The following is a 15,008-nucleotide window of genomic DNA, read 5'->3' as shown; positions in this document are numbered from 1 at the left end:
TTCCTGGTCGAGATCTGACCAGGAGATGACCGTCAATGAGGCATCAAAAGCCTGATCAGGGCACATACTTCAGCCAGCGGGAGGGTCCCGGGGGGAACTCTGACGGGGAGCGGTCTGATGCATGCCGACGGTGCGGGTCTTGGCAAGGTCCAGGTGCGGCTCAGGTGGGATCCGAGCCCCTACGGGGAACCCGCCCGGCATCTCGACATCGTCGCCGCGACCTACGCGGAGGGCGACCCGTACGGCCGTCCCGAGTACGTCGTGCACACCGAGAGCCGCTCGCCGGACGGCACCATCAACATGACCCGGCACAGCGAGACCGGCCTCGGCCTCGGGTTCGTCGAGGTGATGGAGCTGGAGTTCGAACGCCTGTCGTCCGCCTACGGGCGGGTGGTGGTCGGCGTCGCCATCCACCAGAACGGCGGCCCCCGCACCTTCGGCGACCTGACCCACGCCGGGGTGCTCGTCGTGGAGGGCTATCGCCGGCTGCTGGCCGACGACCTCGCGGGCGTCGCGCACGCCACGGCCGCGACGATCGCGGAGTTCACCAGGGACGCGTCCGGGGCCTGGCACATCCGGGAGCTGATCCGGGGCTTCGACAGCAACCCGACGGGGTTCATGGCGGAGATGGGAAGCGTACGGGGGTGAGGCGGCCGGCAGCCGGCCCCCGCACCCCCGTCACGGTTCTCAGTCGGTCGGGTTGACGACCACCTTGGCCGAGTTGTTCCCGGTGTCCGGGTCGAAGGCGAAGGACGGACTGCCGTCGTAGGGGCGGACGGTGACCCGGCCCGTGGCGTCGGGGACGACCTGGTCGACCCGCAGCCGGAACGGGAAGTCGACCTTCAGGTCGGGCCTGGTCCAGGTCGGCAGGGTGCAGACGTAGTGCGGGACGGCCGGGTCGTCGGCGGACGGCGAGCCGGTGCGGCAGGTGCTGGGCACCGAGGTCGCGGTGGTGCCCGGCGGGAGGTAGTAGTCGATCGCGGGGACCGGGTCACCGGAGGCCACGTCGGCGACCCAGGCCGGGCCGCGGTTGACGAAGCGGAAACCGGCGGTGACGGTGTCGCCGGCCGCGCCGCTCACCTCGGTGCCGTGCACGGCGAAGTCGGCGGTGTTGTCGGCGCTGATGTGCCAGGCGCGGCCGTTGTCGGAGGTGTCGAGATCGGTGACGTCACCGGCGGGCTCGACCTCGTAGTCGAACCGCTCGTACAGCGCGTGGTCGGTGACGGCGAGCCGCAGCGGCTCGGGCAGCTCCACGGCGGCGCCGGGTGCGACGTCGGTGTCGAAGGAGCAGGTCACGTAGGTCATGGCCGGGTACTGGGCGTCGTCGACGTCCGGGCCGGTGTAGGTGCACTCCGGGTAGCGGGTGGTGACGTCGAGGCCGTACGTCGCCCACAGCTTCACGCTGAAACCGTGGGCGGTCTCGTTGCCGGTGTTGGTGACGGTGAACGGCACGGTGAGGTCGGTGCCGGGCGCGACGCCGGTGACGTCCTGCGGGGCGGTGACACCGAGATCCGGGCCGGAGGCGACGGTGACGGAGGTCTCCGCGGAGTACTCCGGGACGGTGAGCGTGCCGTCGGGGCCGCCGGTGGCCGTCGCGGAGTACTCGATCGCGCCCTGCGCGCCCACGGCGGCGCCGGCGGCGGCCCGCACCTTCAACTGCACCTGCGGGGTGTAGCGGACCGGCACGTCACCGGTGTCGCACACGGCGACGGTACCGGCGGCATCGGGCACGCAGTTGTCGGGCCAGGCCACCTCGGCGACCCCGGCGAGCCCGGAGACGTCGACGGTCAGCTTGCCGTCCGTGACGGTGAAGTCGCTGTTGTAGTGCTGAAGCCCGAGCGCGAGCGAACGGTACTGCGCCGCGGTGCCGTCGCCGGGCGCGACGGTGACCGCCTGTTCGTACGGTGCCTGGATCTCCAGCCCGTCACTCGGCGCCGAGTCATCGGCGAACGCGGCCCCGGCGACGACCAGCGCCCCCACGACCCCGGCACACGCCCCGCGGCGCATCACACGCCCGACGGAGACAGAACTCATTGCATCCCCCAGCTGGGACAGAAGGACCCCGGCACGGTGTTCCGGTGCCGGTCGCGAGTTGGACGGGACGGCTGGGCGGAAAGTTGTAGGTGAGAGGCGTGCGGGAGGCGGTTCTTACCGACTTCTTGATCAGTCCGGTCACCCTTGTGTGTGGCACATCACACCCGATTCCGGGGGTTGCAGCCCCGGTGTTCGCATCCGGTCGTGGACAGGCGCAGCGGACCGGGCGCTCGTAGGCGCATACTGAGGACGATGACAAAGCCTGCTGCACCGAAGCGTCATTTGCCCACCAGTCCCTTCAAAGCCCCGGTCGCCCCCGCTCCGAAGCACTTCGAGATGGGCGACCAGGTCACGCACGACATGTACGGTCTCGGCCGAGTGATCGGCGTCGAGGACGGAATCGCGGTGCTCGTGGATTTCGGCTCGACGCAGATGCGGATCCTGAGCCCGTACTCGAAGATGACCAAGCTGTAGGAGAAAGGACCTCCTCTCATCGACTCGACCTCGCTGTTCTCCGCCCCGGAGGGACAGCCCCACCGCTCCCCGGCCGCCTTGCCGCGTCCGACCACCAACCCCTTCCAGGCCCCGGACTTCGGGGAGGAAGAGGACCTGGACGAGACGTTCCCGCGGCCGGAAGCGGCGTAGTTCAGCGTTCGGCCGAAAGAGAAGGAAACCTCCGCCTCGCCGGTGATGCGGTGAGGTCATGCAGTGCTGGCCGCCGAGGACCGTGGCAAGGGCCACCGCCCTCCGCACCCGCCCCCTGTCGATCCATGCTGTGATCCTGCCGTGATTCGTCACAGCCACCGCCCAGAAACGCATGCGAGCTTGATTTCCGGTTAGGCGCACCGGGATCACTCGATTCAGCGGGCAGGTGAGCAGAGATCTCTTTCATGGCGAAGGCACCGGACTCGACGGCCGCGGCGGAAACGGAGCGGGAAGGAGCGGATCCGGCGGTCGGCGTCGACAGACCCGCCGCACCTGCCACTCCACGTGCGACCCGGGGTTTCCCCTCCGCGGTCTCCCGCGCCGGGCGGGTGAGCGGCCTGGACGGACTACGCACCCTCGCGGTAGCGCTGGTCGTCGTCTACCACGTAGAGCGAGACGTAGTGCCGGGTGGCTCGGTCGCCGTGGACGTCTTCTTCACCATCAGCGGCTTCGTCATCACCCGCCTGCTGCTCGCCGAGTACGTCCGCCACGGCGGCATCTCCCTCATGTCCTTCTACCGCCGCCGCTGGCTGCGGCTCGTGCCCGCGATGCTGGCCATGTGCGCGTTCTGCGCGGTGCTGGGCATGACCACCTCGCTGTCGGGCTTCGCCGGTTCGGTGCAGGCCGCGGGCCTGTCGGCGACCTTCCTCACCAATGTCGTACGGGCCATGGAGACCGGCCCCTACTCCGGCCTCACCGCACCCCTCGCGCACACGTGGTCGCTGGGTGTGGAGGAGCAGTTCTACCTGCTGTGGCCGCTGGCCCTGCTGTTTCTCCTACGACGGTCCCGGGCCCGTACGGTCCTGCTGTGCACGGCGGCCCTGTGTGTGCTGCCGCTGCTGTGGCGGTGCGTCCTGTGGAACCCCGACGCGGCCCACCGCATCTACAACGGCACCGACACCCGCGCCGACCAGCTGCTGGCGGGCGCCCTGGTCGCCGTGGTCCTGGCCCGGCTGCGGGCCGACGACCCCCGTCTCGCGCTCCTGCGCACCTGGGCCGGACGGCTCGCGTGGCCGGCGCTCGCGCTGCTGGGGCTCGTCGCCTGGCAGGTGCCGCTGACCGAGGATCTCGGCGGCTGGACCACCGCCTGGTACACGATCGGGTTCCTGGCGGTGGCGGCCCTGTCGGCCACGCTGGTCGCGGCGCTCGAACTGCGTCCCGAGGACCGGCTGTCCCGGCTGCTGGCCCTGACCCCGCTCGCCTGGGTGGGCCGCAATCTGAGCTACGGCATCTATCTGTGGCACTACCCGGTCATACGGCTGCTCGCCTCCCTCGGCATGAACGAGGGACGCCTGGCGGCCACGGTGGTGCTGACCCTGCTGATGGCACTGCTTTCCCACTACGCCATCGAGAAACCGTTGCTGCGCAGGTCGCACGTGACGAAGGCACCACGTCCGGCGCTCGCGACGGCGACGACGTAGGGCTCAGCGGGCGGCCACGGAACGGACCACGTGGCAGGCAGGCAGGCCCGGACGCGGGCGAGGTCGATCTCCACCGACCTCTCCGCGACCGCGGCGAACACCAGAGCCCTGCGGACGACGTGGCTGGACGCACGTCACGTCGCCACCTGGGACATCCCGTCCGACCCCTCCGCCGTCGCCCAGACCCGCAAGGACGCGGTGGCCCAACGGGAGACCTGGGGGCTGGACGAGGCCGCCTTCGTCACCGAGCTGGTCGTCAGCGAACTCGTCACCAACGCCGTCCGGCACGCCGAACCCCCGATCCAACTCCGCCTGATCCTGGACAACACACCTACGACGAGGGCGGCCGCGGCCTGCTCCTGGTCGCCCAGCTCACCCAACGCCGGGGCACCCACAGAGCATCAAGGGCAAGACCATCTGGGCGGAACAGACCCTCGGCCCGCTTCCGCCGACCACGTTCCTCTGACGTACCGGCACCTCAGACAGCGGGAGAAGGCTCCGGTGCCGGCTCTGCCGGAGCGGTGCCGCCACGACCCTCCCGCCACCAGGACGCCCCCCAGGCCAACACCGCCCCGCCCACGGCGTACGCCCCCAGCACCCACAGCGCCGAACCCGTCGCATGCCCCGAGAAGTACACCGTGTTGCGGACCAACGTCGTCCCCGCCCCCGGTGGCAGGGCCTGGCCGATCGCGCTCCAGAAGGCGGGGAGCAGCGGGGCCGGGTACACCCCGCCCGAGCTCGGGTTGCCCAGGACCACGAACAACAGGATGACCACGCCGGTGCCGAGCAGGCCCAGCAGGGTCTGGAGGGCCAAGGCCGTTGCCGCCGAGGCCATGACGGTCAGGGCCCCGATCGCGCTCAGTGCCCAGAAGTGGCCGCCCAGCGCGTCGAACACCGGGCCCACGATCACCGCGCCGGCGATGCCCGACACCACCGCGTACGGGACCAGGGCCGCCAGCCGGATCAGGGTGCGGGGGCGGTTCGCCGGGCGGGAGCCGGAGGCCATGCCCATGATGGTCGCGGTCAGGTAGCCGCCGATCACCCAGCCCAGGACCAGGTAGAAGGACGTCATGCCGCGGCCGTCGCCCGAGTTGGGGGAGCGGATGTCCGTCACCGTGATCTGGCGCTTCTCGGACGCCTCGATCTTCTGGGCGATCTGGGTGGCCGTCTGGGAGACCGAGGGTCCGCCCGCCGAGGCGACCAGGAGGGTGTCCCTGGTGCCCGTCGGGTCGAAGAGGAAGGCCGCGTCCGTGTGGCGGGTCAGGACCCACTCGCGGGCAACGGCCGTACTGGAGGCCGCCGTTGCCTGCACCGGGTCGCCGGCCAGCGCGTTCAGCTTCGCGACGATCTTCGTGGCCGCCTGCTGCGGGGCCACCACAGCGACGGGGATCCGGTGGGGGGTGGGGGAGTGGAAGGCGCCCACGTACGACACGACGAAAGCCAGCTGTACGAGGAGCCCGCCGAGCACGAGTGTGAAGGCCCGGAACGTCACGGCGTCCTTGAACTCCGCGGCGAAACCAGGGGACTTGGGGGCCGGCTGGGTGGGGGATCCGTCGAGGACGGAGCCGGAGGGTGCGTTCACGGGCGCATCGTCGCACAGGCGGGTGATCTGAACGTTCCGTTTGCGGCCCCGCGCAGGCTAAATTCCCGGCAACGCCAGCTCCGCCCAGATCGTCTTCCCCGTGGCCGTCTGCCGGCTCCCCCACCGCTCCGCCATCTGCGCGACCAGCAGCAACCCCCGCCCGCCCTCGTCGAACACCCGGGCCCGCCGCAGATGCGGAGCCGTACTGCTGCCGTCCGAGACCTCGCAGATCAGGGTCGAGTCGCGGATCAGACGCAGGACGACGGGGTCGGCGCCGTAGCGGACCGCGTTGGTGACCAGTTCGCTGACGATCAGTTCCGTCGCGAAGGCGGCGTCGCCGAGGCCCCAGGCCGACACCTGTTCGCTCGCCGCCTTGCGGGCGCGGGCCACCGCGGCCGGGTCGCGGGGCAGCTGCCAGGTGCGGACCCTGGCCTGGTCCAGGGCGGCGGTGCGGGCCAGCATCAGGACGATGTCGTCGGCCGGGCGGACCGGCAGGACCGTGCGCAGGACGTCGTCGCAGGTCTCCTCCAGCGGGCCCGCCTTGTCGGCGAGTGCCCCGCGCAGCAGGTCCAGGCCGACCTCGATGTCCCGGTCGGCGGCCTCCACCAGGCCGTCGGTGTAGAGGGCGAGCAGGCTGCCCTCCTCCAGTTCCACCTCGACGGACTCGAACGGCAGACCGCCGAGACCGAGCGGGGGCCCGGTCGGCAGGTCCAGGAAGCGGACCTCGCCGTCCGGGGTGACGACGGCGGGCGGGGGGTGGCCGGCGCGGGCCATCGTGCAGCGCCGGGACACCGGGTCGTAGACGGCGTACACGCAGGTGGCACCGACCTCGCCGGAGGTGGCGGCGGCTTCCGCCGCCCGCCCCCGCGCCTCTGGCCCTTCCTCGTGGTCCAGCCGTACGACCAGATCGTCCAGCTGGGTGAGCAGCTCGTCCGGAGCCAGGTCCACGTCCGCCAGGGTGCGTACGGCCGTCCGCAGGCGGCCCATCGTCGCCGAGGCGTGGATGCCGTGGCCCACCACGTCCCCGACGACCAGGGCGACCCTCGCACCGGACAGCGGGATCACGTCGAACCAGTCGCCGCCGACGTCCGCTCCGGAGCCCGCGGGGAGGTAGCGGTAGGCCACCTCCATCGCCGCGAGCTCCGGCGGCCGGTCGGGCAGGAGGCTGCGCTGCAGGGTGAGCGCGGTGCGGCGCTCGTGGGTGTAACGGCGGGCGTTGTCCACGCTCACCGCCGCCCTCGCGACGATCTCCTCGGCGAGCAGCAGGTCGTCCTCGCTGAAGGACTCCGCCGTACGGTGCCGCAGGAAGTGCACCAGGCCGAGCGTGACCCCGCGGGCCCGCAGCGGCACCATCATCGCCGAGTGGATCATGTACTTGGCGACGGACTCGGCACGGCCCCGGGAGGACTCGATCCACTCCCGCATCCCGGGGTCCCCGGGCGTCGCCAGGGTGCCGCGCCCGGCGACCAGGGCCCGCATCGGGGGCGTGTCCACCGGGTAGAACGTCGTCTCGCCGGACGGGACCACCGACTCCGGGCAGCCACCGAGGACCGACCCCTGCGCGGTACGCCGTACGGTGACCGGATGGGCCGGCTCCACCGGTTCCGGCTCCTCGCCGAGAGCCACCGACTCCAGCAGGTCCACGGTGACGAAGTCCGCGAAGCCCGTCACGGCCACCTCGGCCAGCTCCTCGGCGGTCCGGGTCACGTCCAGGGCGCTGCCGATACGGAGGCTGGCGTCGTTGAGGATGGCCAGGCGGCGGCGGGCCCAGTACTGCTCGGTGGTGTCGAAGACGGCCGCCGACAGGCCCTGGACCGTGCCGCTCGCGTCCTTCAGCGGGGACAGGAACATCGACCAGGCGTGCCCGCGCACCTCACCGGGCGCCTTGCCGTAGTTCTCGTGGAACACCGGCTCGCCGGTGCGCAGAACCTGCCGCTGGAGACGGTCGTACTCGTCGAAGGGCGGGCTCGGCTCGATCTCCCACAGGGTCCGACCGCGCATCTCGGCCACGCTCCGGCCCATCACCTGGGTCATGACCTCGTTGGCCGACACCAGCCGGGCCTCCCGGTCGTAGATCGCCACCGGCACGGGAAGCTGCGCGAGCGTGAGGTCCCACAGGGCCTCCGCGGCCGGCTCGGCGGGCCCGGCCATGTGCTCCGGGGCGGCGGCGGTCACCAGCCACGGCCGCGCGCCGTCGCCGTCCGCGAGCGGTGTCCCCTTCAGCCGTACGACGACACGGGCGCCGTCGCGGTGCCGCAGCGCGACCTCGCTGGCCCACCGGCGGCCCTCGGCCACATGGCGCCGCGCGGAGCCGGTCAGCTCGGCGGAGAGCAGTCCGGCCGCCGGACGTCCTACCACCTCGGCGGCCTCGTACCCGAGCAGCTGCTGCGCGCCCGCGCTCCACACCGTGACCGTTCCGTCGGCGTCGACGACGACCGCCAGGTCCTCGGGTACGCGTCCCGCCACGCTGCCTCCGGAAGTGCCGCCCCTGCTGTCCATGCCTCCCAGCGTCCCGCCGCGCAGCTCCCGACTCAAGCGATACCAGGAGGAACACGGCGGCGCTGCCGTGAGGAGCCGCAGTCTTGCACGGGGTGACGGGGGTGGGGAACGGAACGGGGCGACCTGGGTCCCGGCAGTGGCGACGGCGACGCACTCGGCCGGGCGGCCTCGGCCCCCCGCGGGCCGGCCCCTGGTCTGACGCGGCACTGGTACCGCGGTCCCACCGGGGAGAACGTACGGCACGGGTCTGCTCTCCCCTCGCTCCTCCTGGGGCAGGTCACCGGGTCGTGACGGCCTGCCGAAGCCGTAGGGACGGCAGACCCAGGAGCTGTTCCACGGCGGCCGGGGCCCCGAAGCGGCGCAGCAGCCAGCCCCAGGTCCTGGCCAGGACGGGCCGGATGTGTTCGGCGGCGCAGTGTGTGGCGTCCCGCACGATCCACACCGTGGTGCTGGACCTGGACGCGAGGCCCGTGGTATCGCCCAGCGGGATGTACTGGTCGTCCGCCCCGTTGACCGCGAGCAGCGGGGTGTCGGCGGCCGCCTCGCGGGGCCCGTCGAGGAGGCCCTGGTGGCGGAGGGAGAAGCCGGTGAGCAGGCGGGCCGCGGTGGCCGGGTCGGGCAGGGCGTCGAGGCCGAGCGCGTTGCCGACGATGCCGGCCATGCCGTAGGGCAGGGAAAGGACGTCGGTCTCCTGGCCGGCCGCGCCCGTGGGGCCGCCGAGATCCACCGCAGCGTCCACCACCCCGCGCAGTGCGAGCTTCACCGCCCAGTGCCCGCCGAAGCTCAGCCCGAAGTAGCCGACCGGTTCACCCGGACACCGCCTCCGCACCTGCTCTACCAGCCCGTCGAGCAGCCGGTCGGCGTCCGGCGCGAGCGGCACCGGCGACTCGCCCGTGGCCGGCATGTCGACGACCACCACCAGCAGCCCGGTGACCAGCGCCGTGGCGACGGCCATGCGATGCAGCTCGGTCTTCCAGGTGTCCACCCCGCCGGACATCATCAGCACCCCGCGCCTGCGCAGCTGCCGGCGGGCCATCAGGTGCACGGGAACTTCCAGAGCCCGTCCGTTCACCGGGACTTCGAGTCACCGGGACTTCGAGCGTGACCCGCCGAAACCGCACGGGGAAGTCCGCGGCGGCCCGTGCGTAGCACCTCTGCTGTCGCTCGTACGCCTCCTGGCGGGCGGGCTCGGCCAGGGCGGGAAAGCGTGCGGCACCCCACAGATGGGCCGCGCGCAGCCACCGGCCCTCGTGCTCCGCGGCCCGTGCCGCCCGCGCCCACACCGGGACCCAGGCCCGCGCACCGGTGCCCCACATCTCGTCGACGCGGCCGCGCGCCTCGGCGACGGTCGCGGCCGGAATGCCCCACGCCGCGAACTGACGGGCCCGCTCGGCGAACACGGCCCGGGGATCGACATCGAAGGTGAACATGACCTCCCTGTCGGCAGTCCGGCCGCTGACGACCGACAGGGACCGGGACGCCGAGAGCCGTACGGGGGCGGGACTCGCGGCCGTGCCCCGGTTCACCGGGGCACGAAGGGCAAGTGAGGGGCACGCGAGGGGCACGGGAGCCGGCGACGTCAGCCCAGCGGGGTGTCCGCCCAGGGCAGGGACGCCGACGGGTCGTTGAAGGCCTCCGGCTGGGGCGGGCGGTGCTCGTGGCAGGTGAAGCCGAGCCGGGTCAGGGCCCTGCTGACCTCGTTCGCGGTGAAGTCGCGGCGGTCCTGCCGGGTGATCACCTGGCCGACCTGCTTGACCGGGTAGACATGGCTGCCGATGGTCACGCACATGCCGGTGGCGGGTTCGGGTGCGACGCCCTCCATCGACCTCTCGACCTCGCCCATGGTCAGGTCGAAGGGAAAACGTGCGATGACGATACGCATGGTGCCTCCACGGGGGAGCGGTCGAACGGAGACGGAAAGTGCCGGTGGGTGAACCGCTGGGGAAATTCCCGGGGAATAGGTCGGGAAAACGTGCGGAAATCAAGGGTTCAAGCAATAGGTCGGGGCCCGCACCCCAAGAGTGCGGGCCCCGACCCTTAAGAACGCGTCAAGCGTCAGGCGGGAACGATGTTCTCGGCCTGCGGGCCCTTCTGGCCCTGCGTGACGTCGAAGGTCACCTTCTGGCCTTCCTGAAGCTCGCGGAAGCCGGAGGTGGCGATGTTCGAGTAGTGCGCGAACACGTCGGCGCCGCCGCCGTCCTGCTCAATGAAGCCGAAGCCCTTTTCCGCGTTGAACCACTTCACGGTGCCAGATGCCATATTGAATCTCCCTTAGGGGCAGTGCCGGGAGCCGCACTGTGCGGTACCCGAGTCGCCGCGATGATCACCCCTCCGGAAGACCCGGAAAGACGCCGGAGAATGTAAAGAACCTCCGGAAAACCAAAACTGCAACTCTTATCACGGTAACACACGGTAGGTGGGCCGATCCACGTCGTCCGGAATTCCCGTGTTGATCAGGTCGAAAATCTTGTCGCGCCCCGCACATGATTCTGCTGTGGCCGTGACAGTTATTCGCCCCTGCCCGGCTGGCTCCCCTCTCCTCCATGACGATGATGCGGCAGGCCGCTTCGGCGGAGGTGCCCGGGTCCACCAGTTCGCGGGAGCAGCGACGGTGGGAGCCCTCCGAGCGCAGCGGCGTGATCAGCCGCGCCTCGCCGAGGGCCCGGAGTGAGGCGGGGGTGTCACTGAGGACGGCAGCGGCCCGCCCCAGCGTGTACGCGGGATAGTCGTCGTCATCGAGGCGGCCGCCGGGCGTCTCGGCGGGCATGGCACCTTCGTTTTGAGGCACGAGGACATGGCCGCCCCGGCACCGCGCCGGCCATGCGGTGCCGGGCAGCGCCCGGACGGTCACCTGAATCTTGCATGGATGCCCCGGCGTTAACGTCGGCGAGCAATTGCTCCTACGGAGCCGCAGACGGAGCCGGAAAGCGAACGGATGTGCCTGTGTTCGCTGGTGGGGGTGGCTTTGCCGTGATGGGGGCACGGGTGTTCGTGTGTCGCACGTACGGTCTCTTCGTCGAAGCTGGGGTGATCGGGCGGTCGCCAAGCCCAGGCAAACCCATCTGTGGAACATGAGCCGTCCCGAAGGCATGGACAAGGCGATGTGTGGTCCGGCCGGGCTCGACGCGATGCTGACCGAGGCCCGCGCGAGGACGTCGTGGCTGCGTGAGGGCTCGTCGGTTCCCCAGCAGCAGATCATCCGCGACTTCGGCAGGTCCCGCTCGAAGGCGCACAAGGACATCCGCGAAGGTCTGCCGCAGCAGCGCAGGGCCGGGTTGCCGAGGTACAAGAAGAAGCGTGAGACCGACCCGAGCCTGAACTACACCAGGCGCGGCTTCCGGCTCAGGGACGGCCGTCTGCACCTCGCCGGGCACATCGTCCTGACGGTCGGGTGGTCGCGGGAGCTTCCCGCCCGACCGTCCTCGGTGCGCATATACCGCGACAGCCTCGGGCACGGGGACGCCTCGTTCGTCGTGCCCGCCGAAGTCCAGTCACTGCCCGCGACCGGCCAGGTGATCGGGATCGACTGGGGTGTGAGGGAGACCGCGACCACCACCAGCGACACCCACGACCTCCCGCATGCCCAACATGGCCCGCCAAGGGGCAAGCGGCCTCGAGGGGCTACCGCGAGGCGAAGAAGCTGCGGGCCGACGCGATTGCGGTCGAAGACTTCCGTCCGAAGTTCCTGGCGAAGTCGACCATGGCGAGGAAGGCGGCCGGTGCCGCCATCGGCGCCACCAAGAGGGCCCTGCTGGAGATGGCCCGCAAGCACGGCAGGTTCGTGCCGGCCCGGGCTGGTCTCAACCCGGATGGTGCTGATGGCGCAAGACCTTGCGGGACGCCGTTCCGCCAGGCAACCTGAGCCAGGAATCCCCCTCGTCCACGAGGGGGAGGATTCAAGAAATGAGCACCCCTCCGCAACCCGGAGTGCGATCCGTCCCTCTTCTTCAGACGGACGGGAGGCTCTTCGGGGGAGATGAAAGTGATACGAATACCCAGGTTCTGGGCCGCGGCGGGTGGCGGGCTGCTCGGAGGCTTCCTGGCGATGGAGTTCGCCGCGCGCCACTACGGCGTGCCGGGGCCGCTCACCGTCCTGGTACGGGAGCTGGTGCTCCCGCCCAAGTCGGGCCCGCTGCTGTACGCCGGTCTGTGCCTGACGATGGTGGTGCTCACCTGGCGGCAGCGCCTCGTCGCACTCGCGGCCGCGGTCGGCCTCGACGCCGCCTTCTTCGTGGTCCGGACGGCGTGCGGCATCCACGTGACCCACGGCCATCCCTTCGGCAACGGCGCGCTCTGGGTGACCCTGGGCTGCGGGGTCCTCGCCCTCACCCGCCGCACCGGCCCGGAACGCGTCCTGCTGCTGAAGGGCGTCGGGCTCGGCCTGGTGCTGGTGGCGGGCCGCAAGATGGGCGACGTCTGGCTGCTCATCACCGCGAAGAGCCGGCCGGACGTGCTCGACCCGTATCTGGCCAACGCCGACCACGCCCTGGGCAACCCGTCGTGGCTGATGGGCCGGCTGGTCACCGCCACCGGAGCGTTCGGCTTCAACTTCCTCGACACCATCTACGGGCAGCTCGCGGTGGCCGCGGTGGTCGTCGCGCTGTACCAGCTGCGCAACGTGGCGGCGGAGCGCCGCTTCCCGCGCCACCACCTGGTGCGCACCTTCCTGCTGATCGGCCTCCTCGGCCCGGCCATCTACATGATCTTCCCGGTGGTCGGCCCGGTCTTCGCCTACGGCACCGGTACCGACCACTGGGCGTCCATCGCCCTGTGGTCGCCGCAGATACCGAGCGACGGGCGCTGGGCGGTGGCCGACCTGTGGCCGCAGACCCCGCCCCCGGTGTCCGCCCCGCACTCCATACCCTTCGACACGGTCACCCCCCGTAACTGCATGCCCAGCCTGCACACGGCGTGGGCCACCGCGATCTTCATCCACTCCCGCAAGGGCCCCCGCCTGCTGCGCCACGCCGGCACCTTCTGGCTGATCGCCACGCTCTGCGCCACGCTCGGATTCGGTTACCACTACGGCGTCGACCTCATCGCCGGAGTGGTGTTCACCCTCACCATCGAGCTGGCCGTGCGCACCTACGACCGCGGCGGGGACCGGGCCGGTCTGCGGCTGACCGTGTACGGCACGGCGGTCTTCGTGGCGCTCCTGGTGTCGTACCGTCTGCTGCCGGTGGAGATGGCCGAGTACCCCTGGCTGGCCGGCCCGCTGCTCCTGCTGGCGATGGGTTCGGTGATCTACGGCTATGTCCGGACCGTGGCCCGGTGGGAACCGGCGCCGGTGCCGGAGCGGCGGCCTGAGCTGCAGCCCGAGCTGCTGTGACCGCCCGCGCCGTACGTCCGGCTCAGCCGCCCACCCGCTCGATCCACTCGCTGGCGCCCAGCGGGTAGTCGTACCCCGGGCGGCCCACGTCGGCGCTGGTGCGGAACGGGCTGCCGTCGTTGTCGATGTGCACGGTCCCGCTGCGGTCGCCGCTGGACCAGTCCAGGGTGAGGTCCCAGCGGACGTCGTGCGCCGTGGTGTGGGCGGTGACGTAGAAGACCTCCGGGTCGGACTCGCTGACCTTGTACGGGAAGTCGCGCTGGCCGTTCTTGACGGTGACCGCGGGGCTGCCGTCGTCGAGGGCGATGTCGAACGACTTGGTGCCGACCCCGCCGCCGCAGCCGACGCCCATCGAGTAGTCGTTCCAGGCGAGCGGCGCGCCCTTGGTGAGGACGCGCACATGCAGCGCGTTCAGTACGACGGTCTCCGCGCCGGTGCCCTGCACGGTCAGGGCGATCTCCTGTTCGCCCGAGGAGACCGCCCCGTACGCGGCGGCCCAGCGCTGGGCGTCCTGCTCGACGGCCGGCGGGCCGACCTGTGCGGGCTCGCTGTCGACGAGGAAGTGCTGGCTGCACGGACTGTCGTAGACATAGGGGCGGGTGGCGACGGCGATCGGGACGCCGGTGGCGACGGGCCGGTCCGTGCCCTGCGCGCCGGCGCCCTGGGAGCGGGGAGTGCCGGTGGGGGAGACCGAGGGCGACGCGGACGGCCTGTGTCCGCTCCCGCCGGCCGACGGGGTGAGGGAGGGCGGCTGCTCCTCGGGGCCGATGTCCAGGGTGCCGGTGGCCGTCGGCGCCGTGGTGTCCCCGGCGCGGATGTCGGTCGGACGCAGGGCGTACGCGACGGCCCCGAGCGCGGCGACCACCGCGACGGAGGAGACGACCAGCGCGGTACGGCGACGGCGGAGCCACGGGGGACGCGGCGGTGGGACCTCGTGCGGCGCCCCGACGACGACAGGCTCACCGCTTTCGCCCTCGTCGCCCTCGTCGCCCTCGTCGGCCTTGTCGTCCGGACCGGCCGGAGCGTCGTCCTGGATCGGCGCCTTCGCCACAGCGGTCTGGTCGGCCTTCCGCCCCCGTGCCGCGTCCGCGAGGATCCAGTGCCGGTGCAGCTCCACCAGCTCCTCCGGGGTGGCCTTGCAGACCCGCGCGAGACGCTCCGCCGGGGCGTAGTCGACCGGCACCGCCGTGCCGTTGCAGTAGCGGTGCAGCGTCGACGTACTCATGTGCAGGCGCTTGGCGAGCACTCCGTAGCTGAGCCCCGAGCGGTCCTTGAGCTCCCGCAGCAGCCGTGCGAACGCCTCCGATTCCGCGGACTCCGTGGCCTGTGACACCTGTTCCCCTCAACCCCGGCATCCCGGAAACGCGTTCCAGGGACCTTGTGTTCCCCCTGGTCAGAGCCTGTTTCGGCGTTCCAGTGTCCCCAACTGCCAGCTGTG

11 protein-coding genes and 3 pseudogenes are annotated in these 15,008 nt (G+C 71.4%); 6 read left to right on the top strand and 8 right to left on the bottom strand.

All coding sequences use genetic code 11. The features are described 5' to 3' along the window. Positions 1-117: 117 nt before the first annotated feature. Entirely contained in the window at positions 118-648 is a 531-nt protein-coding gene (locus AB0D34_RS02930) for a TerD family protein (RefSeq protein WP_362655535.1), read from the top strand. A 39-nt stretch (positions 649-687) separates the two neighbouring features. On the opposite strand, the gene AB0D34_RS02925 is transcribed toward AB0D34_RS02930, so the two are convergent. Beyond that, on the bottom strand, positions 688-2,034 hold the full coding sequence (locus AB0D34_RS02925; RefSeq protein WP_362655532.1) for a hypothetical protein: 1,347 nt from the start codon (positions 2,032-2,034) through the stop codon (positions 688-690). Positions 2,035-2,286: 252 nt separating this feature from the next. On the opposite strand from AB0D34_RS02925, the gene AB0D34_RS02920 reads away from it, so the two are divergent. From AB0D34_RS02920 to AB0D34_RS02910, 3 genes and pseudogenes are all read left to right on the top strand, one after another. Beyond that, positions 2,287-2,508 (top strand): hypothetical protein, encoded by a 222-nt coding sequence (locus AB0D34_RS02920; RefSeq protein WP_362655529.1) that lies wholly within the window; start codon positions 2,287-2,289, stop codon positions 2,506-2,508. Positions 2,509-2,924: 416 nt separating this feature from the next. Next, positions 2,925-4,160, top strand: coding sequence for an acyltransferase (locus tag AB0D34_RS02915; protein WP_362655526.1), 1,236 nt, complete (start codon positions 2,925-2,927; stop codon positions 4,158-4,160). Positions 4,161-4,283: 123 nt separating this feature from the next. Continuing rightward, a pseudogene (locus AB0D34_RS02910) lies at positions 4,284-4,626 on the top strand (ATP-binding protein); the annotation flags it as partial. 12 nt (positions 4,627-4,638) lie between these two features. Here the strand turns inward: AB0D34_RS02910 and AB0D34_RS02905 are convergent. The 6 genes and pseudogenes from AB0D34_RS02905 to AB0D34_RS02880 all read right to left on the bottom strand — a co-directional run. Then, positions 4,639-5,742, bottom strand: a complete 1,104-nt coding sequence (locus tag AB0D34_RS02905; RefSeq protein ID WP_362655523.1) for a DUF3533 domain-containing protein — start codon at positions 5,740-5,742, stop codon at positions 4,639-4,641. 57 nt (positions 5,743-5,799) lie between these two features. After that, positions 5,800-8,241, bottom strand: coding sequence for a SpoIIE family protein phosphatase (locus AB0D34_RS02900; protein WP_362655520.1), 2,442 nt, complete (start codon positions 8,239-8,241; stop codon positions 5,800-5,802). Positions 8,242-8,518: 277 nt separating this feature from the next. Then, a complete protein-coding gene (locus AB0D34_RS02895; RefSeq protein WP_362655517.1) occupies positions 8,519-9,313 on the bottom strand; it encodes an alpha/beta hydrolase in 795 nt (264 codons plus the stop codon). Between the two features lie 507 nt (positions 9,314-9,820). Continuing rightward, positions 9,821-10,123 carry an SCO5918 family protein gene (locus AB0D34_RS02890; protein ID WP_362655514.1) on the bottom strand — a complete coding sequence of 101 codons (303 nt, stop codon included), beginning with the start codon at positions 10,121-10,123 and terminating at the stop codon, positions 9,821-9,823. Between the two features lie 173 nt (positions 10,124-10,296). Beyond that, entirely contained in the window at positions 10,297-10,500 is a 204-nt protein-coding gene (locus AB0D34_RS02885; protein WP_007383480.1) for a cold-shock protein, read from the bottom strand. Positions 10,501-10,774: 274 nt separating this feature from the next. After that, positions 10,775-11,008 (bottom strand): annotated as a pseudogene (locus AB0D34_RS02880) (MerR family transcriptional regulator); the annotation flags it as partial. Between the two features lie 304 nt (positions 11,009-11,312). Here AB0D34_RS02880 and AB0D34_RS02875 point away from each other — a divergent pair. Next, positions 11,313-12,103: pseudogene (locus tag AB0D34_RS02875) on the top strand (transposase). Positions 12,104-12,286: 183 nt separating this feature from the next. Beyond that, positions 12,287-13,570 (top strand): phosphatase PAP2 family protein, encoded by a 1,284-nt coding sequence (locus tag AB0D34_RS02870; RefSeq protein WP_362656608.1) that lies wholly within the window; start codon positions 12,287-12,289, stop codon positions 13,568-13,570. A 22-nt stretch (positions 13,571-13,592) separates the two neighbouring features. Here the strand turns inward: AB0D34_RS02870 and AB0D34_RS02865 are convergent, their stop codons facing one another. After that, on the bottom strand, positions 13,593-14,903 hold the full coding sequence (locus AB0D34_RS02865; protein ID WP_362655511.1) for a helix-turn-helix transcriptional regulator: 1,311 nt from the start codon (positions 14,901-14,903) through the stop codon (positions 13,593-13,595). Between the last annotated feature and the right edge of the window lie 105 nt (positions 14,904-15,008).

The organism is Streptomyces sp. NPDC048420 (assembly GCF_040651535.1).
In the GTDB taxonomy this organism is placed as follows: Bacteria; Actinomycetota; Actinomycetes; order Streptomycetales; family Streptomycetaceae; genus Streptomyces.
The sequence above is the reverse complement of the archived record's forward strand: the minus strand, read 5'-3'. Positions and strand labels throughout refer to the sequence as shown.

Bases quoted from the DNA above. Each gene is read 5' to 3' on its own strand.
- AB0D34_RS02930 (WP_362655535.1), top strand. From the start codon at position 118: ATGCATGCCGACGGTGCGGGTCTTGGCAAGGTCCAGGTGCGGCTCAGG.
- AB0D34_RS02885 (WP_007383480.1), bottom strand. From the start codon at position 10,500: ATGGCATCTGGCACCGTGAAGTGGTTCAACGCGGAAAAGGGCTTCGGC.
- AB0D34_RS02870 (WP_362656608.1), top strand. From the start codon at position 12,287: ATGGAGTTCGCCGCGCGCCACTACGGCGTGCCGGGGCCGCTCACCGTC.
- AB0D34_RS02915 (WP_362655526.1), top strand. From the start codon at position 2,925: ATGGCGAAGGCACCGGACTCGACGGCCGCGGCGGAAACGGAGCGGGAA.
- AB0D34_RS02900 (WP_362655520.1), bottom strand. From the start codon at position 8,241: ATGGACAGCAGGGGCGGCACTTCCGGAGGCAGCGTGGCGGGACGCGTA.
- AB0D34_RS02920 (WP_362655529.1), top strand. From the start codon at position 2,287: ATGACAAAGCCTGCTGCACCGAAGCGTCATTTGCCCACCAGTCCCTTC.
- AB0D34_RS02890 (WP_362655514.1), bottom strand. From the start codon at position 10,123: ATGCGTATCGTCATCGCACGTTTTCCCTTCGACCTGACCATGGGCGAG.
- AB0D34_RS02925 (WP_362655532.1), bottom strand. From the start codon at position 2,034: ATGAGTTCTGTCTCCGTCGGGCGTGTGATGCGCCGCGGGGCGTGTGCC.